Below are 23,902 nucleotides of genomic sequence, written 5' to 3'. Positions count from 1 at the left end.
TCTACTTTTTCACAAGGAGTTATTTTTAACTATACCTTACCATATATTGGTACTGTTGCTGTAATCGGATAAAAGTGAGGGCAATAATTTGATTATAAAAGACATATTTGAAACGTTTTTGTCTAAAACACTTTATCAGCTAAAACGGTTAAATGCCAGACAAATATGGGGGATATTCATCGCACTGATCGCAGTATTCATTGGCCTTTATTTCTGTGAGGAGTTATTTCTAAGCAATCCTGTAGGGATAAATATAGATCATCTAGGTGTCTTTGCCCAAATTCTTCAAGCACCCGTATTTCAAGCGATAAGAATCGTCTTATATATTTTATTATGGTTATTAATGATTAAGCTGCCGTTTCTAAGTTTTAAAACGATTGGCATTAAAACACCTTACGGAGAGCTTAGCATGGAGGCTATATTGTCTGAGTCTGCCGTTATTAAAAATGCCATGCTGAATGAAGTCAGTGTTGCCTTGATGGGGATATTAAGAATCTTAAATAACGCATCGATAATGGAAATGATTGAAGATATCAAAAACATTGGAAAAGAAATTACGGATCCATATTTTATTAAAAGTATAACAAAGGTAATCAATATCCAATTTAAACTATATACTATTAGAAAGACACACTGCAATTATCTGATTGTATCTGAAGAGATTGCCTCATATAATAAAGTACCGATTGTGAATAGAGCCACATTAAAGGAGCTGGCTCAGGAATCGATTATTAATAAGGACTTTAGGATCAGCGACGACGCATCAATCATGGCTGTTCCCTTATTCTTTAGAAGTGAGATATGCGCCATCATCTACGTTCAAAGCGAAAAGTATCTGTTTCAGCAGGTCGATGCTATGATCATCGATAGTATCTGGAACAACATCTGTCATAACAACGAAGCCTATGAGGAATTGGTAATTAATCGTGAACGAGATATTTAAGAGGGGGAGGGGATTAATGAATATGCGAAAATCTTATAAGGTAAAGGAAATTATTGAAACAGCTGAAAAAGAAGACTACGGGTTCCTCAAGATTCTGCCTCAATTGCGTGAAAATAAGGTAACCGTGAAGCCGAATCTACAGTTTAAGAAACAGTTAAAAGAAGAATTCAGGCAAATTCTAGGTTTATAATTAAACTAATATGCTCTTTTTACCCCTGTTAATTCAGCAGAGAACGTATCAAGCGCCACTAAGTCGCTAGGGTTTAGCTCTTTGACAGAAGCTTTCCCCAAGCCACGAATGGCTTGTTCCATTTCAACAGCCATAGAACGTAAGACATTGGATACTCTTTCAGCGCTTAAGTTTATGTTCAGCTTTTTGTTATATTTCGATGCATAGCTAACAAGGACTGTAGGAGGTTCCCAGGGGATTACTTTTTGATGCTGCTTGTTGGCTAAGGCATATAAGGGGACGGTACCCAGATAAATAGCATCGGCACCAAGCGCTAGTGCTTTTAAACAGTTTCCGGGATTAAAATAGCCGCCAGAGACAATCAGACTTATCTGCTCTCGAACTCCGCGGTTTTGTAAGTAACGGACCGCGCGAACTAACGCATGGAGACTGGGAATTCCAAAGTCATCCTGCATTGTGGGGTTGGAGACAAGAGATCCGCCTTGCGTTCCGTCGACGGCAATGACATCAAACCCTGCATCTACAGCTAAACCTAAATCTTCTTCAATTTTATCTGTGGCCATTAATTTCAGAGCAATAGGTATTCCATTCGCTTTATTACGCAGGTTATTGACCAGTATGGGCCAATCTGCGGCACTTTGTACACCGGGAGGAGCAGGTAGACCCGATATCCCTTGATTGCGGGATAAACCCATGAGTTTACGTGCTTTGCCTTTAATTTCATCCGGAGCTACATAGAAGACGCCTTTTTGCCCTCCTTGCGAAATATGTACTTCCAGCATGTCCGCAGAGGCAATCTCTTGATCCGTGCGTAAGCCCCATGGCCAATTGGCAATTTGCAAAATATATTTATCCGCTTCGTCGCGTTCTTCTTTCAGATAGGGGCCTTCACCGGAGTTTGTAGCTGTCCCTGCTAGCTTTGCTCCCCTGGCTAAAGCTATTTTTGCGGGCTCGCTTAGAGCGATTCCATAAGCCATTCCAGAAATAAGAAGAGGTATATTGACTGTAAGAGGCTTGGCTGACTTAGGGCCCAGTGTCACTTTCATATCAACTGCGGTCTCGCCTGATTTAGAGAGCATCGTCATTTGAGGTGGAACAAACATAAGGTTATCGAACCCGTCAAACCTTTTTGAACTGCCAATTGGCCTGTTGATCGTTGTCCCTTGTGTTGCCCTTAAGTTGTTTTCAACAATGTTTTGAACACCGGCCCGATGAATGGCAGTCCATAGCTCCATGACGTTTTTACCGTATTCATCTGTTGTTAAAATAGTAATTGCTTTTGCTACATTTTTTTGAATTAACTTACGCGTTAGTGGTCCGGTAGTTATTAAAGCTAGCGGTAAAGATGCCAGCATTATTTTTCGATTTTTTGCCCGGCGGATTTTTAGGGACTTTTGTTCTTTGTGATGGCCAATTGCGTAACCGGCTGTTAAAATGGCTGCAATGGAGCAGAGACTCTTAAATGAAAAATTGAAATCTCGCGAATCTTTATTCATGTAATGTTACCTCACGTGTAATGCTTAGTTCGAAGAGTTCGAATACCTTTTTATTATGTTTCATTGATTGATGAGAGCCCGGCTGTTATAGTAAAGAAAGTATTTTTATGTTATAATGAACTTAGTTTAATAAAGCAAAACTAAGAGGTTCGATTCCGAACCCTTTTTCTTTTCCCTTATTAAAGAACTTGGATTCTGGACAACATAACATTAACTTTTTTGTGGAAGTGAAAAAAATGAGACATCAAAAATTAAGACGCAGTAATGCTCAAGGCTATCTTAAAGGTCATCAGGATGCTGAATTTCAACGATGTGAATTCTGTAATGTGCCGATATTCCGTAACGCTTGTAGTGATGAAAGTGGATTGTCAACAGTAAACTAGACAGATTTGTTAAGGTAAATGGTTTTATACTCCAGAGGACTAAGGTAGCCTAGTGTTGAATGAATTCGCTTTTCATTGAACCACTTAATATAAGACTTCAATTCATTCTCTAGGTGTTCCAGTGATACAAAGCGTCGGTTTTTCACAAACTCTGTCTTAACTAGTTTGAAGGTAGCCTCGGATACGGCGTTATCATAAGGACAGCCCTTCATACTCAAAGAACGCTGAATATTAAAGGTTGAAATTACTTCATCAATTAGCTGGTTTTTAAACTCGCTGCCACGGTCTGTATGAAACATCCTAATATTATGTAGATTGGACTTCACGCTAGCAAAAGCCCGATATACCAGGGCAGCGTCTTTCGCTTTGCCACAGCTCTGTCCAATTATCTCCCGATTAAATAAATCAACGAGAAGGCAGATATAATGCCATTTGGTTCCTACTCGAACATATGTCAGGTCGCTAACAACGGTCTCCAATGGCACCGCTTTTTCAAATTCCCGATTCAATTCATTCTTGATTTCAGCTTCGTTGCATTTGGTTTTGAATGGCTTATATTGAGCTACTGTGTATGTTGAAACTAAGCCATTTTTCTTCATCAATCGACCGATTCGGCGACGAGAGACTGTTAAATTCTTCTTTTGAAGCTCAATCTTAATCTTTCTGGTACCATAGACCCGTTGATTTGATTCAAAAATCTCGATAACGTGCTGCTCAACATCGTCTTCAACTTCCTGATAGGTTGATTTGTAGTAATAACTACTGCGATTCACTTGTAGGACTTTACACATTGCTGATACCGAGTATTTGTGGGCATTTTGCCTTATCACGTCTACTTTCGTCCCATGATCAGCGCGGCTTGCTTTAAAATATCATTTTCCATCAACAAGCGCTGGTTTTCTTTGCGAAGTTTTATGAGTTCTTTCTGTTCATCACTAAGATTATCTTTTTCACGAAATGAACCTGTTTTCTCATGTTGTTTCGTCCATCTGTCAAAGGTTGAACCACCTATATCATATTCCTTCAGAATTTCGGCTCTCGGTTTGCCGTTCAGATATAACTGAACCATTTGATTCTTGAATTCATCGGTAAAAGATCTTCGTTCTCTTTTGGTCATTGTCTTTTGCTCCTTTGATTATTACTTTTAATTTACAAGACCTTAAGAAAACTGTCCAGTTTAGTGTAGCCTATTCAAAGAAGTATTAGTGCTTTTCAAGGTAAAGGAAAGATACTATGTAACAAATGTGCTGACATAATTGGAAATATGCCTGAAGAACAAGCACTTCAGGCTTTGAATAACGCATCTGAGACTTACCCCAAAAGAGTACCATAACCGGAAAAATAGCACCGTATAAAAAATAAACAGTGCTATTATAAAGATATATTTTTAAGAAAGAGTTACATTTGTTGCCTGGAGCCCGCGTTGTCCTTTTTCTACATCAAATTGTACTTTTTGACCTTCATTGAGTGATTTATATCCTTGGGATTTAATAGATGAAAAATGAACAAACACATCCTGTCCGCCATCTCCTTCGATAAATCCGAATCCCTTTTCAGAGTTGAACCACTTAACAGTCCCATACATGGAACACACCTCCAAATTGTTTTTATTTCATTATTATTATGTTGATCGTTGTAGTAAGTTATTCTAGGGATAATTAAGACATTTAAAAAAATATAGAAAGGCAGACTCTAAATGAGAAATTTAAGAATGACAATCGCCTATGATGGGACCAAATATAAAGGTTGGCAAAAACAAAAAGATACCGATCTGACGATTCAAGGTAAAATTGAAACTGTCTTAGCAAAAATGGCAGAGGAGAAGATTCAGGTTATCGGCTGTGGAAGGACAGATGCCGGGGTACACGCCGAAAATTACATTGCTAATTTCCATACAACATCTACCTTCAAGACCAAGAAGATCTTAGCCTATTTGTATGAATTTTTACCGGAAGATATTGTTGTAAAATCAATGGAAGAAGTATCTGAAAGATTTCATGCCAGATATAACGTCAAAGCAAAAACGTATGTTTATACCATCAATAATAATAAATTCAGGGATGTATTTAACAGAAAATATACCTATCACTTAGCGGATAAGCTGGATCTGGAACAAATGAGGACTGCTGCCGAACTGCTCATTGGAACGCATGATTTTCAGAGCTTTACAAATGAGCGCAGTGCTAAATCCACTGTTAAAACGATCAATTCTATTTTGATTAACGAAAATAAAGGCCTTATTAAAATTGAATTTAACGGTAATAGCTTTCTATGGAATATGCTAAGAATTATCGTTGGAACGCTGCTCGAAGTAGGAAAAGGCACGCTGCAGCCGAACGATGTCGAAAAAATCTTACAGGAAAAGAAACGTTGGGAAGCACGGCCCTTGGCTCAAGCCAAAGGTTTATGCTTAGTCGATGTACAGTACTAACTATTATTATAGTAAAGAGGATAAAATTTAAGATTTACAAATATAAACTGAGGAAACAAATATAAACCGAGTAAGCAAAAGGCAAGAATCAACTGTATGGTTCTTACCTTTTTTATTTGCCTACAGATGGCCTTATACCTCACTCCATGGATGGTAAGGAGCGGAGATTATGTAATCATAATGAATTAATTGAATTGAACTTTTTCGCTCATACTAAGCTAATGAACAAAAAAATATTTAAATATTTGAATGCTTCTAAATAAATGGAGGCACTTGCTAAACGGGAGGCACCTGAAATGAAAACAAAAAGAAAATCAAAAATCCGCAAATGGATGATTTATAGCTTGATCACCCTTGGCGTTATTAGTGCTGCGTCGGCTTACCTCTTACGACCAGAACCTTTTTCCTATGATAGTGTAACTGCCCAAAAGAGGGATATCACGACCAATTATACATTTTCTGGAAATATCGAAACCCAAAACCGTCAAACCGTCATGTCAGAAAAAATAATGCAGGTTACAAAGCTTAATTTTCAAGAAGGAGATACGGTTAAAGAAGGAGATATCTTACTTAAAACAACAACCGGTGAGGCGATAAAAGCCAAAATTAATGGTGAAATAACAAACCTGACCGTGGAAGAGGGGTCCCAGGTCATGGCCGGTACAATTCTCATGGACATCGTTGATTATGACAACCTTCAAATTAGTATCAAAGTCGATGAATATGATCTCCCTGCCATAAAGACAGGCAACGAAGCAAATATTGAAATTGCCGCTATTCAAAAAAAACTGAAGGGAACAATCTGCAGTATTTCCAGAGAAGGTACGGTTGCAGGTGGTGTGACCTACTTTACGGCAGCTGTAGACATTAATAAAGATCCAAGTCTACGCATCGGCATGACGGCAGAAGTAACCATCCAAAATCAAAAAGCAGTCGGAGTGGTTACCTTGCCCATGTCCGCGATCCAGTTTGACGCTAACAACACGCCCTTCGTCTTCAAAGAAGGGGAACGCAATACCGTCGTGCATACGGAGATTACTACCGGTGTTAATGACGGCCAAACCGTAGAAATCAAAAAAGGGGTAGCCGTAGGAGAAACTATCTATTATCCCAAAACAACGACAGCAAATAATTTGACCTTTGGCGGCAGAATGCAAGGAGGCCAGATCAATGACGGAAATCTTTAAGATGCAAGATGTTTGTAAAAGCTACTTCATGGGAGAAGAAGAACTTGAAGTTTTGCATCATGTCAATCTTACTGTTCGTTCAGGCGAATCCTTATCCATTCTTGGTCCCTCCGGTTCAGGAAAAACTACGCTGATGAATATCATCGGCTGTTTGGATGTCCCGTCAACCGGCAAATATTTTCTATCCGGCAACGATATCGACGATTTGAATGAGATTGAATTGGCCAGAGTACGGAACAAAGAGATTGGCTTCGTTTTTCAAAACTTTCAACTTTTGCCGCGCATGACTGCCCAGCAAAATGTTGAGCTTCCACTCATTTATAGCGGTCTGTCTCCCGTGGAACGCCTAAAACGCTCCAAGGCTATTCTCACGCGTGTTGGGCTTCAAGACAAGCTAGAAAGCCTCCCCAATCAACTTTCCGGCGGACAACAACAACGGGTGGCCATCGCCCGGGCGATCGTTACCGACCCGACTATTCTGCTTGCGGATGAACCAACCGGAGCCTTGGACCAAAAAACCGGCAATCAGGTCATGGATCTTTTCGAAAAATTAAATCATGAAGGCAGAACCATCATTATGATAACCCATGATCAAAATATTGCGCGTCACGCCAAACGCCTTGTTCATATTTTGGATGGAAACTTAACAGAGGGGGAGGGAGCTTGATATGCTGTGGGAAAGTATCAGGATGTCCTGGAAAAACATCGTCACCAATAAACTTCGCTCGTTCTTAACCATGCTGGGAATTATCATTGGCGTGGCCTCAATCATTGCCCTTATAACCATTGTTCAGGGTGCGACCAACAGCATCAGTCAACAAGTGACCTCCCTCGGCGCTAATAAAATTACGGTCAATGCAATGGGTACTCCGCTGAAACAAGGACTAAACGAGGAAGATATGAAAAATATTGCTCACCTTAAAAATATCAAAGGCGTATCACCGACTGTGTTAACCAAAACCAATATTGTTTACCAGGACCAAGTCAAAGAAGATATCAATGTTCAGGGAAAAAATGAGGTGTACTTTCAATCGAATAAAAGTCTGCTCCAATCAGGCAGAGCCATCAATATCCTGGATATTCAGAGTAAAAACCAGGTTGCCGTTATCGGGCAGGAACTTGTAACCGCACTCTTTTATGGTGTCGACCCCCTTGGAAAAAACCTGATCATCAATGGAACAACTTATCAGATCATTGGTACAATGGCTCCATCAAGCGGTTTTAGCGCCACCTCCACAAATGACACAATCGTGATCCCGTATACGACTGCACTTCGCAGTCTGGGTGTAAAAAACATCACTGCTCTTGATGTCTTTTTAGTGGATACAAGCTTAGCCGATGATACGGTATTGGACATTAAAGGGGTTTTAAACGCTGCTTTTAACTATAACGATCAGGCTTACTCTGTGTTTAACATGGGAGATATTATTGCTTCTTTTCAGTCTATGATGGGGATGATGTCACTGCTCTTAGGAGGAATTGCCGCTATTTCCCTGGTTGTAGGCGGGATTGGGATCATGAATATGATGCTGGTATCGATTACCGAGCGCACGACGGAAATCGGTTTGCGCAAAGCCCTGGGAGCCACCCCGAATAGAATCCAGGTGCAATTTTTAATCGAATCGATCTTTCTCTCCATTTTTGGCGGGCTCATCGGCTTGATTTTGGGAAGTGTCATCGCCTTTATTGCTTCCACCCTGATTGGTGTCGGTTACACCATGCAATTATCCACCGTTATCTTAGCGGTAGGGTTTTCAGCTGTCGTCGGAATTATCTTTGGCTATATGCCTGCGAGAAGAGCCAGTAAATTAAACCCGATTGACGCTCTGAGAAGTCTTTAGTTAAAGATTAGAGTCTCGCCAAACACGCAAAGTCAGGCAGCGGAGACTTCCGCCCCCAGCTAATAAGGCCTCAGGATGGAAGGGGATCATTTCCACCCCTCTGCGGCTCAGCTCATTTTGAGTTCTAAGATTTAAGGCAATATCATAATGGATGAGAATATTGGCATCCACAGAAACAAAACTGCAGCCCCATAACTGCTGTTCCTGGTCGGAAATATCAATAAGTTCCATTTCCCGGCGAGCAAGATAATCCCGTATATTAATTTCCGTGCGCTGCTTTTCGGTAATCAGATATGTTTTCAAAAAAGCCGGCAAATAAGCTAAGGCCAGACTTTCACTGATTCTGCCAAAAATCATATCAGGGTGCATATACCGTCTTTCCTGGGGAATCTCCGCATAGATGATCTGCGGAAAAAGATGGAGTGCTTTATTAAAAAATTCTTCGAGTGTTTTTTGAGCATGCCGCTCGGTATCCGCTAAAAAAAGAATTTCAGGCGAAATTGCCAGACACCCTTCAAATTGATCCTCACCCTCAAAGGCATGAAAGATGGGAATGCCGAGATTCTCCAGAGCTTCTCCGACAACCGTTTCTTCGCCTGCGCGGCTGCCAGGGCACATCTTGGAGAGGATAGCTCCTTGACTTGTAATCAGGCAAGTATCATTAAGATAGGGTAAATTCGGTAGAGAATCCATGAGCGTTCTATTCTTCTGTACATAATCCTGAAGGTTAAGTACCTCAATTCCTTGAGAGCGCAGAAGGTCAGCATACCGGTCATGTTCCAACTGATATTGAAAAATATCAGGGACAAAATTAAATAAGCATTCCTGATAATTCGCCGGATTGACTAAATTCAGAGACTGTTGGGGCTTATGAAGAATGACTTTACGTAAACGAGCTAATTTTTCGGTACCAAATACTTTAATATGTTTCAAACGGAATTCCCCCTTAAAAAGCAAAATTATATGGATGTAGTATTCACAATAATAGGTATTTTAGAAGTGTATTTTGAACAATAATAGACAAGTGGTGTTTAACATTATATGATAAAAAAGAAAAATAATTGTCGAAATAGAAAATAGGCCAATAAAGAAAGTGAGATAAACAGATGGCAGTACAGGTTCTAACTGACAGTACAAGCTATATAAGTAAGGAAATCAAAGAAGAACTAAATATTAGAATGGTATCTTTGAGCCTTTCATTTGGGAGTGACAGTATACGAGAAGTAGATATCGATAACGATCTGTTTTATAAAAAAATGGCTTCTTATGGAATTCCGACATCTTCACAGCCTTCTATTGGCGAGTTATATAATGAAATGCTTGCGGTAATCGAGAAGGGAGATAGCCTCTGCTGTATTTTCTTATCTTCAGAAATGAGCGGGACCTTTTCGACAGGTCAATTAGTGAAAGAGATGGTATTAGAGAAGCATAAACATGCCAGGATAGAGATCATTGATTCTAGGTCAAATTCTATGCAGTTAGGGTTAGCGGTCATTATGGCTGCAAGAGAAGCAAAAGCGGATAAAACGCTAGAGGAAGTTAAAGAAGCAGCGTTAGAAAATATTCAAAGAAGTAGGTTCTTATTTATTCCTGAAAATCTCAAATACCTGAAAAAAGGCGGCAGAATTGGCGGGGCCAGTGCTTTAATTGGTGATTTATTTGGGATTATTCCGATTCTGACTGTGGAAAACGGCATAACAACCGTTGTGACAAAAGTAAGAACGAAGAAAAAGGCAGTATTATCGATGATTAATATCATGCTGGATAACATAAGCAAATATGGTTTAGGAGAGATCATTATTCATCATATCGATTGTCTGGACGAAGCAAAGGAACTTGCACAACTGATTAAAGATAAGTTGAAAGTTAACATAGATATCATAGCTATCGGACCGGTCATTGGCCTGCATGTTGGTCCAGGTACCATTGGCATTGTTTATTACACGCAAAAAGCATTAAGGTAATAAAAATAGCTAACTAAAGCCAAAAGATTCTTGAAAGAGCATTATTTACTCTTTTCATGTTTGCCATCATGTACACCAATTTTATTGCCGTCAATAATTCCTACATCTGCGTTATCTTTTGGTTTCATTTTTCTTAATTCAGCATTGCTTTTTTCTCTGTCTTTGATTCTATTTTTATTATTATCCATAATAATCCCTTCCTTTCACTGAATGAGACTAAGTCAATTTAATATTTGTATAAAAGAAATGAATTATTCAAAGAAAAATAACAAGGAATTTGATGAGAAAGAAAATCGAAAGTCTTAAATCCCCTTACAGGTGATTCAGGAAGGGGACGTAGTAAAAATACAAATGCTCAAAAGGGAGACGCCGAATGGCTGGAATCCATAACGGATGAAGAATATTACAATTTAAAATAACCTGCAAAGTATATTAATTGATTATAAACCGCTAACAAGTTAGCGGTTTATGTTTTGCCGAAAAAGGAGCATAAAAAATATATGAGAGAGAAGGAAAACTATGGAAAAATGTCGAATGAATGAAAATATATAATATGTTAGGAAGTGATTGGGAAGACCTGGACGTTAGTGCGCCATGCAAAGCTTGGTACTTCTTGCAAGGTGAAAGTCCTTGCTGGGAAAGGTCTAGCCAACCACCCATATTGCGTGTTGCGCCGAAGCTGGAAACAGCAAGGTGAAGCGTACACAGAGAACCATATAGGCCATAGGGAGAACCGTAACTCCTGAAGCACATGTCCCCAGCCCCGTTAACAAGATAAATGCAGATGGCGACGTGTTTAACGTCACGGAAGCCAACACAGAGGAATCGACAAACGGCAAAAAAAAACCTATTGGGCTTGGGCCATTATTTGAGGCCCTGCCAAAAGGAAGTTTCACTTATTTGAAGTTGTTTTTGCCTGATTCTTTCCCATAAATTCTTTGGAATTTCTTTACTAATGGCATGGCTTATCTTCGTTCTTAGAACGGTCCCATCAATCAATACCTTTTCATAATACCAATGGTCAGTATTTCGAATCATCACCCAACCATTTTTATCGCAGTAACATTTTAAATCTCCAAATTTTGGTGCCATATTTATAAACCTAAGAGTTTACGAATTTCATCATCATTGTCACAAAGCAAAACTTTTAAAACATAGGGAAAGTGATATTTACGGTTCGGTGATTGAAGAAAAAGTTGAGAGCGATCCATGTAATCTTTAGAATATAATTTGAGGTCTTCAATTAAATCGCTGGCAGCTAAATCTAAAGTTAAGTTATTTGAGTACAGTTCCATAGAATCCAAGGCAAGAGTAATTGAATCATCGTCTTCCTGAATAATTTCAGGGTTTAATTTATAATCTTCTAAGACCATCTTTAAAAGATCTACTCTGAGCAAGGCAACTTGTTCTGTCTGTTTTCTATTTATAATAGTAGGATTAAAAGAGTTAAATACAGAATCATAAAGAGTAGAAAATTGGTTTCTAGCCTCAGTGAATTGTAGTTCCGATAACATTGTCATTCCTCCTTCACCTCCAATATATCATATGATGTACATTGTGTATAGTATGACCATTATGTACATAATATATAAATTTTTTGGAGGGACACTTACATAATAGCGCATTCCCAAAATCCAGGAGAATAGGCAGTAGTAACCAGACTTCGGGAATACGCGGGACGTTCTACGATTGTGCAAAGACCGCGCCGTCCATGGTGCGGTGAATGAATAGCACAGGTGCTTCGTATACATAGAACAAGGAGAAAGAGAAAATGAAAAATGCATTTCATATATTTTTAATAACATTGATAATAGCAGGTTTACTGTTAGGCTGCAGCAGCAAAAACATCACCAGTGTAGATAATTCCAAGCCTTCAGTGCTTGCGGAACCATTAGAACAGGCTTTAAAATTACCAGATGATAAACTGATAGATAAGTTCTGTGCTGGCGTAGATCTCTGCCTGGGTGATAGCTTATTATTTGACAACGGCAAAGATATTTCTTCCGAAACATTATTTACCTTTTTCTGCTATATAACCTCTAGCCAAGAATATGGACAGGATTACCAAAATAAATGGGAAAACAAAGCTGATAACAATTACAGAGTGCCAGTGGCTGATATCAAAGAAATTTTGAACCGATATTTTGATGGCATTAATTTTGACTCTACTCAAGTTGATGGTTATCAGGCGCAAACGGAAGAGATTGTCATCGGTGGCCTTGGAGGATTCGGCGGAGGGCGATTCCCGGAACTTATTAAGAAAGAACAACTGAATAATGATACTTTGAAGCTAACGGTTGATTATTATGATGATCAGTATAAAACTGTTTTTTACACTAAAGCATATACCATTCGATTTACTGCTAATGGCTATCAGTATCTAGCCATTAAAAAGGTATTTGCGAAGGAATAAAGATCACAGAAGATATTTATCCTAAAGGTGAACTTCATATTAACTATATTCTCCAAATATAGGAGGCACCTGAGTGAACACTAATAAACATATGATTTTGAAAAATGGCGAGGATATTACCTGTGATGTAACTTTTTGCAAGTACAATTCATGTGAAATTATTAAAACGGCGTATGTGAGCTTTAAATACTGACGGCCTGTCGGGTCTAAAATAAGAATACACCTGATTCTTCTTAAAAAATCAAACACTTTGTAAAGATTGATCATAGAGTCTTGATAGGGCAGGGGCTTTAAATTATTTTATTTTGATAATCCAGTTTTTATATAGATTCGAAAATAAAGATATCAGAGAAAATAAAATAAAGAGACATATCAGAATTTAGTTGAAAAGGAGGTATTAGTAAAAGATAAGGCCATGTGAAATAAATCACTTGAATAAAGAGGGGAAACTTAAAACATTGAGATCTTTTAATAAAATGTATGTGTCACTTTTAGTTAGTAAATATTTTATCTTATTGACCTATAAACGATGAAATAATCTTATCAACTGAGTGTCCGATTGAAAATCCTATAACTCATTTTCCATTTATATTTATATTTATATAATTGACTGCATCTAAATAATTCTAACAATTTATGAGGATAAAATTACTTCAGGTTAAATATAACGAAAATTCGTTGTCAAACTATATACTAAAGTTTAAGCGATGCAATTAAACAAAATCTGGTTATAATTCGTAAGAGAACTAAAATTGCCTGGAAATTGATTAACTCAAATAAGAGTACAAAAATCCCAAGGTACAAATACCTTACCCAATATATTTTAACGCCTTACAGGGCAAATATGGGACTGCTATTCAGAAGCATTTTTAGGCAAATACAATAAAAAAACAGAACAGCAATTAATACGATAAAATTACGATAAAAGATTAAAAAAATGACCGATAAAGTAAAATAGGCCAGGCAGATAAAGCGGAGATAGAAATAAAAAAATACAAGCGCCATGAAAAAGATATGCGAGCGACAATAATGTAGGTTATATAAATAAGAAAGCCACAAAATAAACAGAAGCTTAGTGAAACAAGAATCCAAACAAGCGCAAATAAGATAATTTATGACAAACAATAAATCAAAAACACTTGAACAGCGCGATGACAACAGATTTATTGCTGATTACAAACCGCAACGCATAATCCCATCTTTGTATTACACTTTAGTTTACATAATATTTATTATCGGACGCAATGATCAAAAAGCTATTCAACTCAATTCATTTTTATAGATAATTAAAACCATACAATTCTTTTATAATAAAATGTAAATAGTATTTCATACCAATTAGATTAACAGTGTACTGCTTTAAGTTCCCTAACCTTTTGTATCTTTTTAAGTTTAACTTATAAAAGCATAATGGCAATAATTCCATTACTTACTTTTACTTGGATTTATGGTACATTATAAATTGCTTGTAATTCTTTTGTAATTCTTTATGATATATTTAAAGCAAGGAGATCCGTAATATCGATGAATACTATTGACTATAATGAACTTAAGGAAAAAGCCCTGGAATTCGGCTTCAGTCATGTTGGCAACCTCGATGCAGATACGATCGTCGTCAGAGAAGAGGTTCGCTCAGACTGCGCCAAAAATAAATGCAAGGTGTATGACAAGAATTGGTCTTGTCCGCCGGCTTGCGGTCCTTTGGAAGAATGCGCGAGTGATATCAAGAAATATAAAAACGGTCTGATTCTGCAAACGACCGGCCAGTTGGAAGATTCCTTCGACATTGAGGCCATGGCAGAAACACAGGAATTGCACAACGAACACTGCAATAAATTTTCTGAATATATTCATAAAAATTTCCCTGACAGCCTTTTTCTGGTCGCCGGCGCATGTACCCGCTGTAAAGAATGTACCTATCCAGATAAGCCTTGCAGATTCCCCGATAAGATGAATTCGTCCATGGAAGCTTACGGGCTTGTGGTCAGTGATGTGTGTGCAGCAAATAATATTCCTTATTATTACGGACCCAATACCATCACCTATGTTGGATGTGCGCTTATCGAATAGGTGTGATATTCCCACACCTTAAGCCAAACATAGGGATTGACCCATTCCCCATTAGGAAGTTCTATGCCAAAATGCAGATGATCCGGTGTTGTCAATGCATCACCTGTGTTCCCCATCGTACCGATCAGTTCCCCCTTTTGGACAGGATTACCGACAGTCAGTTCATTATTTATCGTATCAAGATGAGCATAGTAATAATAATTACCGTCTTCCCCGCGAATGCCGACCCGTTCCCCGCCCAACCGGTTCCATCCTGCTTTTTCAACATTGCCATCGCAGACACTAAAGATGGGTGTACCTTTTTTATTAAATATGTCTGTGCCTTCATGCTTTCGCTGTCCTCCCTCCCTATCGGCACCATAGGTATCTGTATAATGCGAAGGTTCCTGAAGTGGGAACTGATATTCTCCCGGCGTAAAGAACAGATACTGATCAAGTAAATGACGGTAGTATTTTACTTGTTTGAATTCTTCGCTATTCAGTCCGGACCAGTCAAGATTATTGAAGTTAATTCCATTATCCAGCTGCTGAACAAGGCGATTTGCTGTTGGACCGCAAACATGAATAACAGCCACATAGTCCTTCCATGAGTCCGGTTTTACTTTCTGAAAATGAATAACAACTTCCGAAGATATAAGTGAAAGATCGCTATAGTCGTCTGATTTTGATTCATCATGGATAACTACTTGCTTGACAATAATGGCGGTGATAGCAATCATCACAAAAATGATCAATATGATAGAATTAGGCCATATTGTCTTTCTGAATTGTTTAATGAGTTTCATATGACAATAACCTCCATAGTTGTATATATGGAGGTTATATTAAAATATAGACTAAAACATAGGCAATATAGAAACATAATTAAAGTTCGTAAGAATTGAAAGATCGTTATCGTTAATGATAAACTAAATTCTAAATTATGACCGAACCGGAATATAGATCACCTGTCCTGGTTCAATATACGTGCTGCGTAGGTTATTATAGCGCATGGTTTTATCCACCAGTGCACTGATATCACTGCTGTAGTTGGATTCTGCAGCAAGTTCCCACAACGTATCTCCCTGTTGTATTGTGATCGCCTTATATGATGTAGGGTTGGAATTTTCAGCAGTTAGATAATTTACCACCAGAGACATTAAAAGTGCAGCAATAATTGTTAGGCACAGCCCCAATACAAATACAATTTTAGTTGAATTTCTTCTATAACGCATATAGGATCTGGATACTGCAATCATGATCATCAACCTCCATTAGATCAAACGTATGTTCTATTTATGTTTTGATTATAATACGAACAAATGTTCGTGTCAAGAAAAATCACGAACATTTGTTTGCTTTTTTCCAATTTTTATGTTACGATCTAGCTAGACCAAATATTGATTCAAAATAAATAATCAGGAGGGATGTCATGACTTCGGATCTGTCCTCACGTCAGATGCAGATTTTGGATATTATCAAGAAGGAGATTGCCTTAAAAGGTTATCCCCCTTCGGTCCGTGAAATAGGCGAAGCTGTTGGGCTCTCATCAAGTTCGACTGTGCATAATCATCTGAACATTCTCGAAGAAAAAGGATATATCAGACGAGACCCTACGAAGCCAAGGGCCATAGAAGTCCTCGATTCCTTCGGCGAATATAATTCCAGAAAAATCGTTCACGTTCCGGTAGTTGGACATGTTGCCGCCGGTGAACCGATCCTGGCCATAGAAAACATTGAGGATTCCTTCCCTGTTCCGTATGATATGGTAAAATCAGACACGGTCTTTATGCTCAAGGTTCAGGGCGAAAGCATGATCGATGCCGGTATTTTTGACGATGATTTAATTCTGGTCAGACAACAGCAGAATGCCAGTAACGGCGATATTGTTGTTGCTTTAGTCTCAGACGGCCCCGAAGACGGCGCTACAGTCAAGCGTTTCTACAAAGAAAAGAACCAGATCCGGCTCCAGCCGGAGAATCAGTATATGGAGCCGATATATTCCGATCACGTAACCATTCTCGGCAAAGTGATCGGACTGTTCCGAGATATCCACTGATACATAATATGCGGGAGAAAGCGAGGGCGCAGCAGAAATATTTATCTGCTGCGCCCTTTTTGGCGGGTAGACTTGAAGTATTACCTGTATATCATTTTATATGATTATCTTAATTTCAGATAAGAAGAAATTCTTGTTTGAGGTCACCTGATTAAGGATAGACTCCCTTAACTCCCTTTAGAAGATGTACTCAGGAAAGTCTTCTTTCGGCATCATCTCTGAATTTTTCAAATCCAAGTCTGATCAGTTCATCAAGCAGCAGGCTGTAACTTAAGCCGCTGGCTTCCCACAGTTTTGGGTACATCGAAATTTGCGTAAAGCCAGGCATTGTATTGATTTCATTAATAAAGATTTGCTCGTCTTCAGTAACGAAGAAATCAACTCTACTTAGCCCCGAAGCGCCGACGGCCTCAAAAGCAATCACTGCATAGGACTGAAGCTGTTCAATCAATTTCTGGCTCAATATGGCTGGAATAATCAATTCTGAGCTATTATCCAGGTATTTAGCTTCATAATCATAAAAATCTTTGGCCGGTTTAATTTCACCGGGGATGGAGGCTTTGGCACTTTCATTGCCAAGGACGCTCAGTTCAACTTCCCTTGCCTTCACACCTTTTTCGATCACAATTTTCCGGTCAAATTTTGCTGCGTAGATCAAAGCTTCCAGCAGTTGCTTACCGTCTTCAGCTTTGGAAATACCGACACTGGAACCGAGATTGGCTGGTTTGATAAAACATGGAAAACCAATGCTGTCTGAGATGCGTTTCACCGCTGCTTCGGGTGCAGCATTGATTTCACTTCGAAGCAAGGTAAGGTGCGGCACTATCGGCAGCCCGGCTTCTTTGAAAACGGCCTTCATCCGGTCTTTGTCCATTCCGAGAGAAGAACCCAGCACACCTGAACCTACATAGGGGAACCCCGCCATTTCGAAAAGCCCCTGAATCGTACCATCTTCCCCTTTGGGGCCATGCATGACCGGGAAAATAATATCACATCTGCCCTGATCCGGCAGTTCACTTCCGTCTATAGCCTGAAAGTAAGGTTTTTGCGGGTTTAAAACGACTGCGACCTGTTTGGCGCCGTCCGTGATATCTTCTTTGGCTTCCTTCCACGCTTCCGGTCTTGCCCCCCAATACCAGCTTCCTTCCTTGGTGATCCCGATGGTCTGAATCTCATACCGGTCAGCATGTAGCGCTTTGATGACTGACGCTGCAGAAATGACCGAAACTTCATGTTCCCCCGATTGACCGCCAAAGATAACAAGCACTTTCGTTTTGTTGTTCATTTTGATTGTACTCCCTTCAACTCATACCGTGTCTAAATTCCCGGTTATTTTTTACGATAGATTCCAGGTAAAATTAAGATTCCAGGTAAAATTACCCTTAATCATTCTTATTCATATGTTCCGTTCCTTACATCTTGTTAAGTAAAAATAGTACCTTGTCAATCTAAAATGATGGATTGACATGGCCCTACAGGATTTGAACACTGCTCAGCGGCCAGTAGCAGAACAGGGCTTTGCCTTCTATGCTCTGAATCGGGACACTGCCGAATGAACGGGAATCATTCTTACTCGCCCGATTGTCATTCAACGCAAAAACATGGTCTTCCGGCACAACAACCATTGAAAATGTATATGCCTTTGGTGTATTGGCATAAGGTTCGTAAATTGGTTTGTTATTAATATACGTATAACCGTTTTTAATTTCTACTTTCTCACCTGGTAAGCCGATTACCCGTTTGATGCTTTCTACACCGTTATCTGAATAGAGAATGACATCTCCCCTGTCCAAAGCGTCAATGCTGCGGTAAAAATATTTTTCAACCAGCACCTGGCTGTCCAGTGAAAGTGTCGGCATCATTTCCGCTCCTTCAAGATGGGCAAACCCGATCAGATAAGTTTTTAGCAGCCAGGACAAGGCAAAAACGATCAGAATAATCTCAATGATTTCCTGAAGAAATTGGCTATACGGATTGTTCATCATATCGCGTCTTATTCTTACCATATTGACGATCCCTGCTTCCGGCGCATTATTGGCTTAGACCGTTATAACAGATGATTTTGTTCAAGCATTTGCGCAGCTGAAATATTAGCGTTTTTCACATAGATATGAGAAATCGCGCCCTGCATATATACGGCATAAGGGGCTCTAATCGGACCATCGGCAGAAAATTCGCTCGTGGCTCCCTGAATGAAAGTTCCTCCGGCCATGATCACTTCGTCCGTATAGCCTGGCATCTCCGAAGGCAGCGGCAGAACATGCGAATCGATCGGCGAACCTTTCTGGAGACCCTGGCAAAAGGCCAGCATCTTTTCTTTGGAATTCAATTTTACCGCCTGAATGATATCCGTCCGCAGATCCTCCGGACCCGGATGGACTTCAAAACCCAGTCTGGACCAAAAGGCCGAGGAAAAAACTGCAGCTTTGATCGCTTCACTGACCGTCAGCGGGCTGAAGTACAGTCCCTGGTACATGAGCCGAAGATTATCGAGGGTTGCTCCCACATCGGCATTGATGCCGGGTGCGGTAAACCTGGCCGCGGCTTTCGTGACCAAATCTTCTCTGCCGGCAATGTAGCCGCCTGTCGGGGCCAGCGTGCCTCCGAGATTCTTGATTAGTGATCCTGCCAGCAGGTCTACCCCCACATGTCCGGGTTCCTGGTCTTCAACAAGCTCGCCGTAGCAATTATCGACGAAGATATCGATCTCCGGAAAATGCGTTTTGGCATAGCCAACAAATTCACTGATCTGGGCAATGGAAACAGAGTTTCTCCATTCATAACCCTTGGAACGCTGGATGATAAACAGCTTCGTTTGCGGAGTCACCATCGCAGCCAGTTTTTCCATTTGAATCTGACTATCAGCATCCAAAGGCAGGATATCAAAAGACACGCCCCAGTCAGCCAGGCTGCCGGAAATGTTGTTTTTAATTCCGATCACCTGCTGAAGCGTATCATACGGCATCCCGGTAACAGAAATAAAATGATCTCCAGGCCGGAGAACACCAAAGAGCGCTGATGCAATCGCATGGGTACCCGATACAAACTGGTGCCTGATGATGGCTTTTTCAGTACCCATGATGGATGCGGTCACCGTATCAAGTTTTTCTCTCCCGGAATCGCCAAGTCCGTAGCCGGTTGTTCCGTTCAGATTATAAGCTGAGACTCTGGCCTCCTGGAAAGCTTTGAGGACACGTTGATGGTTCTTCTCAATGATTGGATTTATGATACAGGTTTGTTTTGTCAAAGCCTGTTCAGCATAGCACAGCGCGTCTGTAATTTTCGCGGATAAATTCAAATCGGACAAAAAACGATCCTCCATACAAAAAACGATCCTCCATTAAAAGGTCTTCTAAAATACTACATCGAATTGGCTTACTTTTCAATATACGAAAAAATATTACTTGACGATCAAGGCAAAGACACATAAGACTTCATATTCACGCTGCATTTGAGCTCCAGTATTTTTTCTTCGATGATTTTGGCCGTCTTAATATATTCTTGGCGATGGCCTCTGCCATTTGTGAGCGGAGGAGTTGTGAACACAGACAAAGGCTACTTTTATCTTTTCCGGCATTGGTTAAGTCTCTCCTTTATGTCTACGTGGCCCACCTTTTTGTTTATGCGGCTATAGGCATATTGTATCTTCTTCTCGTTGATATGTAAAAGGGCAAACGCCCCCCGATCAAGAAATATCCACTTCTTTGATACACATTAAATCTTCCCTGGACAGATTCGCCTGCCTGTAGAGTCTGACGGCTTGCTTGCGAATCGCTTTTTCCACGAAATTGCGCACCATCCGGGCATTACCGGAATAAGGCTGCATGTCATTCATATCCTGCAGGTTTCTTCGAAACACAATTTTTGCCTGCGGAGAAAATGTATATTGCCTGTCTGTCAGCATCTGCTCACCAATAGACATCAGTTCATCCAGAGAGTAGTCCGGGAAATCGATATGGAGCGGAAAGCGCGACCGCAAACCAGGGTTTGTCTTTATAAATGCATCCATTTCAACCTTATATCCGGCAAGGATAAGGATGAGGTTATCCTTATGGTCTTCCATTGCTTTGACTAAGGCATCAATTGCTTCCTTGCCAAAATCCTTTTCCCCACCCCTTGCCAGGGAATAGGCTTCATCAATAAACAGGATCCCGCCGAGCGCCTTTTTAACCAATTCTCTGGTCTTATTGGCTGTATGTCCGACATACTCCCCAACAAGATCTGCTCTTTCACATTCGATAATATGTCCTTTCGGCAAGACGCCCATTTCCTTGAATAATCTTCCGATCAGCCTTGCGACCGTGGTTTTTCCTGTACCCGGATTGCCGCTGAAAACCGTATGTAAGACTAAAGGTTCCGTATTCAGTTTTTCTTTTTCCCGTCGTTTGCAGATTTCTACAAAAGCATACAACTCATGAATCAGTTTTTTTACTGACTCTAAGCCAATTAAACTATCGAGTTCCGTGATGATTTCTTCAGTCATTTTGTTACTGCTGCCGGCATAGTCCGGCAACTCAGGTTCTGATGTCATTGGCTGGGTTTGGAGCACCGGCGGAAGATTTGATCTGAAGGTTATCTTAATGGACACAAAAGAAGCACCCCCCATAAGAACGTCATTATATATATATAGCGCAGTGCAAAAAATGTGAATCATTAATCTGGGAAAAATATAAATAATAAGAAAAATAAACATCGTGCTATGTAGGGTACACAACACGATGTTCTATTTTATTTCATTCTGTTCTGTTCGATGTCTCAGTGCTATCTGTCAGCTATATGTCCCAGTCCAATGATGGCCACAGCAGGAAATTACTCAGTCATTTCCCCGACTAAGGCATTTAAATTGACTTGTCTCATTGGCATTATGGTAGAAATGGCATGTTTATATACCATTTGTTGTTTGCCTTCGTAGTCCAGAACAACCGTAAAATTATCAAAGCCTTTGACTAATCCTTTAAGCTGGAATCCATTGACCAAATAGATCGTAACAGGTATGTTATCCTTGCGGATTTGGTTCAAGAAAACATCCTGCAAGTTAATCGGTGATTTATTCATTTTATTTTTTACCTCCATCACCATTTTTCTTATTGTCTAATTTTACCTTAGTTTCCATCACTTCGCAAGTCAAGAGAATCGCAAATTTCGTCAAGAATTTGTTGAGACGAACATTCTGTCAAGTCATACCATTTGATTCTGGGATCCCTCCTAAACCAGGTTAATTGTCTTTTAGCAAAGTGTCTTGTATCTCTCTGAAGCAGACGCAGCATTTCTTTTTGGGTGACCAAACCTCTCAAAAAATAAACGACATGACGGTAGCCGATGGTTTGAAGAGATTTTAGCCTTGGTGAATAGCCCTCCTGGAGTAAACATAAAGTTTCTCCGATTATACCACAATCTACCATTTTATGGCAACGTTCATTGATTCGTTCATAAATCACATCTCTTGGAGCCGTCAGCCCTAAATAAATGACCGATTCATCCAATTCAGCGTACATTTTTTCCTTGTATGACCTTTGTTCAGATAATGGTTTACCGGTTAATTCAAAGATCTCCAGGGCCCTGACGATTCTTGCCGTATCGTTCACATGAAGTTTTTCGGCAGAAGCCCGATCACATTCCGCGAGTCTTTGATGCAGCTCCTTATTGCCATACTGATTGGCATAAGCCAGCCACTTTTGCTTGATTGGGTCCGATCCTTCTTCAGGAAATTCAAACTCATCCAAAATTGAACGTATGTAAAGTCCCGTTCCGCCAACGACAATCGGGATTTTCCCTTTGGCTTGAATATTCTCAATCCATTTTCTGGCCTGAGACTGAAATCCTGCCACTGTAAATGGTTCAGCCGGGTCAAGCAGATCGATCAGATGATGCGGCACACCCTTCTGTTCAGCCTTCGATGGTTTTGCTGATCCGATATCAAGCTTTCGGTAAACCTGAACGGAATCTCCGGAAATGATTTCTCCGTTCAGCCTGAGTGCCAGTTCGACGCCAAGAGCACTCTTGCCGACTGCTGTTGGTCCGATAATAACGATCAGGGGCTTCATTGGAAACCCTCCCCCACCCTGGCTAAATCAATGATACCAAAATCCACAGGGCTGTATTTATTCTTCTCTTCAACATAAAAACCAAGCCGGGCAAATTCACTGCTGCCTTTTCGTTCTTTCAACACAACTCTTTTCCTGGCCACGCGGCATGCCTCTCGGATTGTGCCTTTGTCCAAAGGATTCGGATCGGACCATTTCTTCAGCGGCCGGATCGAGGAAGATTCTCTAACCGTAACACGGAACATTGGGTCAAAATAGACGACATCCACAGATGCATCCGGCTGCTCTTCCAATATCCTGGTATGATCTGCCCAGACCGTTTCAATGTGGGAAGCGGCCCGGCTCAATTCTGTCCAGGCCTGAGTTTTTTCCTGAGATATTTTCTTGGCAGGTTTAAACTGGTTGACCTGATCCAGACCATCCTGAACCAGAAAATGGATTAACGGCGAGCTTTCCACAGCAATCACTCTGCCTTTGCCGCCTGCCGCATACGCAGCAATCAGTGTATCCGAGGCAAGACCCATGGTCGCATCAAGAAAAATATCCCCAGCCTCAAGATTCACTGCCTGAAGAAAACGGTCCGGCACGCCGCGTAAGATATTGATCATCCTTAACAACGCCATACTTGGATGGAAAAAGAGTCTTTCTCCATCATCTTCAAGGCAGAGCTTCTGTTTAACGTAACGAAGTATCGGGAGACCATCAGCTTCTGATAAGGCATCCATCGGAACAATTTTTATCCCGGATTGCATACTGAGCTTTTCAAGCCGCAGTTTAAGTTTTTCATCTGACCGTTTATAGGCAATCACATTATCTGTTTGATCCATTCTATTATCCTATCAATCTATTTTCCTGTCTGCGCTCATTGATCTTATTTGATCACCTTTAATTGATTATTATTT

At 40.2% G+C, this 23,902-nt stretch carries 26 protein-coding genes; 10 read left to right on the top strand and 16 right to left on the bottom strand.

What is annotated here, in order from left to right:
- Nucleotides 1–88: 88 nt before the first annotated feature.
- Both DHBDCA_RS03105 and DHBDCA_RS15380 read left to right on the top strand, forming a co-directional pair.
- Nucleotides 89–943 (top strand): hypothetical protein, encoded by an 855-nt coding sequence (locus DHBDCA_RS03105; RefSeq protein WP_015042704.1) that lies wholly within the window; start codon nucleotides 89–91, stop codon nucleotides 941–943.
- A gap of 16 nt (nucleotides 944–959) precedes the next feature.
- Nucleotides 960–1,133: a hypothetical protein gene (locus DHBDCA_RS15380; RefSeq protein WP_015042703.1), complete on the top strand. Its 174-nt coding sequence runs from the start codon at nucleotides 960–962 to the stop codon at nucleotides 1,131–1,133.
- A gap of 5 nt (nucleotides 1,134–1,138) precedes the next feature.
- Here the strand turns inward: DHBDCA_RS15380 and DHBDCA_RS03100 are convergent, their stop codons facing one another.
- The 3 genes from DHBDCA_RS03100 to DHBDCA_RS03085 all read right to left on the bottom strand — a co-directional run bounded on the left by DHBDCA_RS03100 (nucleotide 1,139) and on the right by DHBDCA_RS03085 (nucleotide 4,597).
- Nucleotides 1,139–2,629 carry an FMN-binding glutamate synthase family protein gene (locus tag DHBDCA_RS03100; RefSeq protein ID WP_015042702.1) on the bottom strand — a complete coding sequence of 497 codons (1,491 nt, stop codon included), beginning with the start codon at nucleotides 2,627–2,629 and terminating at the stop codon, nucleotides 1,139–1,141.
- A gap of 379 nt (nucleotides 2,630–3,008) precedes the next feature.
- Nucleotides 3,009–4,129 (bottom strand): IS3 family transposase gene (locus DHBDCA_RS03095; protein WP_144020267.1). Its coding sequence is split into 2 segments (ribosomal slippage): nucleotides 3,009–3,880 and nucleotides 3,880–4,129, totalling 1,122 coding nucleotides; the frame shifts between segments, so codons are not numbered across the junction.
- A 270-nt stretch (nucleotides 4,130–4,399) separates the two neighbouring features.
- Nucleotides 4,400–4,597, bottom strand: coding sequence for a cold-shock protein (locus DHBDCA_RS03085; protein WP_015042698.1), 198 nt, complete (start codon nucleotides 4,595–4,597; stop codon nucleotides 4,400–4,402).
- A gap of 111 nt (nucleotides 4,598–4,708) precedes the next feature.
- On the opposite strand from DHBDCA_RS03085, the gene truA reads away from it, so the two are divergent.
- The 4 genes from truA (at nucleotide 4,709) to DHBDCA_RS03065 (ending at nucleotide 8,471) form a co-directional block, all read left to right on the top strand.
- Nucleotides 4,709–5,443, top strand: coding sequence for a tRNA pseudouridine(38-40) synthase TruA (gene truA, locus DHBDCA_RS03080; RefSeq protein WP_193352134.1), 735 nt, complete (start codon nucleotides 4,709–4,711; stop codon nucleotides 5,441–5,443).
- Nucleotides 5,444–5,739: 296 nt separating this feature from the next.
- Nucleotides 5,740–6,630 (top strand): efflux RND transporter periplasmic adaptor subunit, encoded by an 891-nt coding sequence (locus DHBDCA_RS03075; protein WP_015042696.1) that lies wholly within the window; start codon nucleotides 5,740–5,742, stop codon nucleotides 6,628–6,630.
- Nucleotides 6,614–7,297, top strand: a complete 684-nt coding sequence (locus DHBDCA_RS03070) for an ABC transporter ATP-binding protein (protein ID WP_015042695.1) — start codon at nucleotides 6,614–6,616, stop codon at nucleotides 7,295–7,297. The genes DHBDCA_RS03075 and DHBDCA_RS03070 overlap by 17 nt, the downstream gene beginning before the upstream one ends.
- Nucleotide 7,298: 1 nt before the next feature.
- A complete protein-coding gene (locus DHBDCA_RS03065; protein ID WP_015042694.1) occupies nucleotides 7,299–8,471 on the top strand; it encodes an ABC transporter permease in 1,173 nt (390 codons plus the stop codon).
- Here DHBDCA_RS03065 and DHBDCA_RS03060 read toward each other — a convergent pair whose 3' ends face one another.
- On the bottom strand, nucleotides 8,472–9,404 hold the full coding sequence (locus tag DHBDCA_RS03060) for an arginine deiminase family protein (protein WP_015042693.1): 933 nt from the start codon (nucleotides 9,402–9,404) through the stop codon (nucleotides 8,472–8,474).
- Nucleotides 9,405–9,577: 173 nt separating this feature from the next.
- On the opposite strand from DHBDCA_RS03060, the gene DHBDCA_RS03055 reads away from it, so the two are divergent.
- Entirely contained in the window at nucleotides 9,578–10,435 is an 858-nt protein-coding gene (locus tag DHBDCA_RS03055) for a DegV family protein (RefSeq protein ID WP_015042692.1), read from the top strand.
- Between the two features lie 41 nt (nucleotides 10,436–10,476).
- Here the strand turns inward: DHBDCA_RS03055 and DHBDCA_RS15375 are convergent, their stop codons facing one another.
- The 3 genes from DHBDCA_RS15375 to DHBDCA_RS03045 all read right to left on the bottom strand — a co-directional run bounded on the left by DHBDCA_RS15375 (nucleotide 10,477) and on the right by DHBDCA_RS03045 (nucleotide 11,949).
- Nucleotides 10,477–10,623: a hypothetical protein gene (locus DHBDCA_RS15375; protein WP_015042691.1), complete on the bottom strand. Its 147-nt coding sequence runs from the start codon at nucleotides 10,621–10,623 to the stop codon at nucleotides 10,477–10,479.
- A gap of 676 nt (nucleotides 10,624–11,299) precedes the next feature.
- Nucleotides 11,300–11,527: a hypothetical protein gene (locus tag DHBDCA_RS03050; RefSeq protein ID WP_015042690.1), complete on the bottom strand. Its 228-nt coding sequence runs from the start codon at nucleotides 11,525–11,527 to the stop codon at nucleotides 11,300–11,302.
- A 2-nt stretch (nucleotides 11,528–11,529) separates the two neighbouring features.
- Complete coding sequence (locus tag DHBDCA_RS03045) at nucleotides 11,530–11,949, bottom strand: exoribonuclease R (RefSeq protein WP_015045119.1); 420 nt, start codon at nucleotides 11,947–11,949, stop codon at nucleotides 11,530–11,532.
- A gap of 257 nt (nucleotides 11,950–12,206) precedes the next feature.
- Here DHBDCA_RS03045 and DHBDCA_RS03040 point away from each other — a divergent pair, with 257 nt between their 5' ends.
- Together DHBDCA_RS03040 and DHBDCA_RS03035 are read left to right on the top strand one after the other, a co-directional pair.
- Entirely contained in the window at nucleotides 12,207–12,848 is a 642-nt protein-coding gene (locus DHBDCA_RS03040; RefSeq protein ID WP_015042688.1) for a hypothetical protein, read from the top strand.
- A gap of 1,524 nt (nucleotides 12,849–14,372) precedes the next feature.
- Nucleotides 14,373–14,918: a DUF2284 domain-containing protein gene (locus DHBDCA_RS03035; protein ID WP_015042687.1), complete on the top strand. Its 546-nt coding sequence runs from the start codon at nucleotides 14,373–14,375 to the stop codon at nucleotides 14,916–14,918.
- Here the strand turns inward: DHBDCA_RS03035 and DHBDCA_RS03030 are convergent.
- Complete coding sequence (locus DHBDCA_RS03030) at nucleotides 14,891–15,703, bottom strand: M23 family metallopeptidase (RefSeq protein ID WP_015042686.1); 813 nt, start codon at nucleotides 15,701–15,703, stop codon at nucleotides 14,891–14,893. The two genes, DHBDCA_RS03035 and DHBDCA_RS03030, sit on opposite strands and share 28 nt — an antisense overlap.
- A gap of 135 nt (nucleotides 15,704–15,838) precedes the next feature.
- Complete coding sequence (locus tag DHBDCA_RS15185) at nucleotides 15,839–16,156, bottom strand: cell division suppressor protein YneA (RefSeq protein WP_034378295.1); 318 nt, start codon at nucleotides 16,154–16,156, stop codon at nucleotides 15,839–15,841.
- Nucleotides 16,157–16,329: 173 nt separating this feature from the next.
- Here DHBDCA_RS15185 and lexA point away from each other — a divergent pair, with 173 nt between their 5' ends.
- Nucleotides 16,330–16,956, top strand: coding sequence for a transcriptional repressor LexA (lexA, locus tag DHBDCA_RS03020; protein WP_015042684.1), 627 nt, complete (start codon nucleotides 16,330–16,332; stop codon nucleotides 16,954–16,956).
- A gap of 190 nt (nucleotides 16,957–17,146) precedes the next feature.
- Here lexA and DHBDCA_RS03015 read toward each other — a convergent pair whose 3' ends face one another.
- From DHBDCA_RS03015 to DHBDCA_RS02985, 7 genes are all read right to left on the bottom strand, one after another.
- Entirely contained in the window at nucleotides 17,147–18,241 is a 1,095-nt protein-coding gene (locus DHBDCA_RS03015) for a D-alanine--D-alanine ligase family protein (protein WP_015042683.1), read from the bottom strand.
- Between the two features lie 187 nt (nucleotides 18,242–18,428).
- Nucleotides 18,429–18,962 (bottom strand): signal peptidase I, encoded by a 534-nt coding sequence (gene lepB, locus DHBDCA_RS03010; protein WP_015042682.1) that lies wholly within the window; start codon nucleotides 18,960–18,962, stop codon nucleotides 18,429–18,431.
- 41 nt (nucleotides 18,963–19,003) lie between these two features.
- Entirely contained in the window at nucleotides 19,004–20,278 is a 1,275-nt protein-coding gene (locus DHBDCA_RS03005) for a methionine gamma-lyase family protein (RefSeq protein ID WP_015042681.1), read from the bottom strand.
- Nucleotides 20,279–20,641: 363 nt separating this feature from the next.
- Nucleotides 20,642–21,544 (bottom strand): AAA family ATPase, encoded by a 903-nt coding sequence (locus DHBDCA_RS03000; RefSeq protein ID WP_015042679.1) that lies wholly within the window; start codon nucleotides 21,542–21,544, stop codon nucleotides 20,642–20,644.
- Nucleotides 21,545–21,765: 221 nt separating this feature from the next.
- Nucleotides 21,766–22,011, bottom strand: coding sequence for an RNA chaperone Hfq (gene hfq / locus DHBDCA_RS02995; RefSeq protein ID WP_015045117.1), 246 nt, complete (start codon nucleotides 22,009–22,011; stop codon nucleotides 21,766–21,768).
- A gap of 47 nt (nucleotides 22,012–22,058) precedes the next feature.
- Nucleotides 22,059–23,000 carry a tRNA (adenosine(37)-N6)-dimethylallyltransferase MiaA gene (miaA, locus tag DHBDCA_RS02990; protein ID WP_015042677.1) on the bottom strand — a complete coding sequence of 314 codons (942 nt, stop codon included), beginning with the start codon at nucleotides 22,998–23,000 and terminating at the stop codon, nucleotides 22,059–22,061.
- Complete coding sequence (locus DHBDCA_RS02985) at nucleotides 22,997–23,827, bottom strand: class I SAM-dependent methyltransferase (protein WP_015042676.1); 831 nt, start codon at nucleotides 23,825–23,827, stop codon at nucleotides 22,997–22,999. The genes miaA and DHBDCA_RS02985 overlap by 4 nt, the downstream gene beginning before the upstream one ends.
- Nucleotides 23,828–23,902 lie beyond the last annotated feature (75 nt).

Source organism: Dehalobacter sp. DCA (assembly GCF_000305775.1).
Taxonomy (GTDB): Bacteria; Bacillota; Desulfitobacteriia; order Desulfitobacteriales; family Syntrophobotulaceae; genus Dehalobacter; species Dehalobacter alkaniphilus.
The sequence above is the reverse complement of the archived record's forward strand: the minus strand, read 5'-3'. Positions and strand labels throughout refer to the sequence as shown.

Bases quoted from the DNA above. Each gene is read 5' to 3' on its own strand.
- DHBDCA_RS15380 (WP_015042703.1), top strand. From the start codon at position 960: ATGAATATGCGAAAATCTTATAAGGTAAAGGAAATTATTGAAACAGCT.
- DHBDCA_RS03100 (WP_015042702.1), bottom strand. From the start codon at position 2,629: ATGAATAAAGATTCGCGAGATTTCAATTTTTCATTTAAGAGTCTCTGC.
- DHBDCA_RS03085 (WP_015042698.1), bottom strand. From the start codon at position 4,597: ATGTATGGGACTGTTAAGTGGTTCAACTCTGAAAAGGGATTCGGATTT.
- truA (WP_193352134.1), top strand. From the start codon at position 4,709: ATGAGAAATTTAAGAATGACAATCGCCTATGATGGGACCAAATATAAA.
- DHBDCA_RS03075 (WP_015042696.1), top strand. From the start codon at position 5,740: ATGAAAACAAAAAGAAAATCAAAAATCCGCAAATGGATGATTTATAGC.
- DHBDCA_RS03070 (WP_015042695.1), top strand. From the start codon at position 6,614: ATGACGGAAATCTTTAAGATGCAAGATGTTTGTAAAAGCTACTTCATG.
- DHBDCA_RS03065 (WP_015042694.1), top strand. From the start codon at position 7,299: ATGCTGTGGGAAAGTATCAGGATGTCCTGGAAAAACATCGTCACCAAT.
- DHBDCA_RS03055 (WP_015042692.1), top strand. From the start codon at position 9,578: ATGGCAGTACAGGTTCTAACTGACAGTACAAGCTATATAAGTAAGGAA.
- DHBDCA_RS15375 (WP_015042691.1), bottom strand. From the start codon at position 10,623: ATGGATAATAATAAAAATAGAATCAAAGACAGAGAAAAAAGCAATGCT.
- DHBDCA_RS03050 (WP_015042690.1), bottom strand. From the start codon at position 11,527: ATGGCACCAAAATTTGGAGATTTAAAATGTTACTGCGATAAAAATGGT.
- DHBDCA_RS03045 (WP_015045119.1), bottom strand. From the start codon at position 11,949: ATGTTATCGGAACTACAATTCACTGAGGCTAGAAACCAATTTTCTACT.
- DHBDCA_RS03040 (WP_015042688.1), top strand. From the start codon at position 12,207: ATGAAAAATGCATTTCATATATTTTTAATAACATTGATAATAGCAGGT.
- DHBDCA_RS03035 (WP_015042687.1), top strand. From the start codon at position 14,373: ATGAATACTATTGACTATAATGAACTTAAGGAAAAAGCCCTGGAATTC.
- DHBDCA_RS03030 (WP_015042686.1), bottom strand. From the start codon at position 15,703: ATGAAACTCATTAAACAATTCAGAAAGACAATATGGCCTAATTCTATC.
- DHBDCA_RS15185 (WP_034378295.1), bottom strand. From the start codon at position 16,156: ATGATTGCAGTATCCAGATCCTATATGCGTTATAGAAGAAATTCAACT.
- lexA (WP_015042684.1), top strand. From the start codon at position 16,330: ATGACTTCGGATCTGTCCTCACGTCAGATGCAGATTTTGGATATTATC.
- DHBDCA_RS03015 (WP_015042683.1), bottom strand. From the start codon at position 18,241: ATGAACAACAAAACGAAAGTGCTTGTTATCTTTGGCGGTCAATCGGGG.
- lepB (WP_015042682.1), bottom strand. From the start codon at position 18,962: ATGGTAAGAATAAGACGCGATATGATGAACAATCCGTATAGCCAATTT.
- DHBDCA_RS03005 (WP_015042681.1), bottom strand. From the start codon at position 20,278: ATGGAGGATCGTTTTTTGTCCGATTTGAATTTATCCGCGAAAATTACA.
- hfq (WP_015045117.1), bottom strand. From the start codon at position 22,011: ATGAATAAATCACCGATTAACTTGCAGGATGTTTTCTTGAACCAAATC.
- miaA (WP_015042677.1), bottom strand. From the start codon at position 23,000: ATGAAGCCCCTGATCGTTATTATCGGACCAACAGCAGTCGGCAAGAGT.
- DHBDCA_RS02985 (WP_015042676.1), bottom strand. From the start codon at position 23,827: ATGGATCAAACAGATAATGTGATTGCCTATAAACGGTCAGATGAAAAA.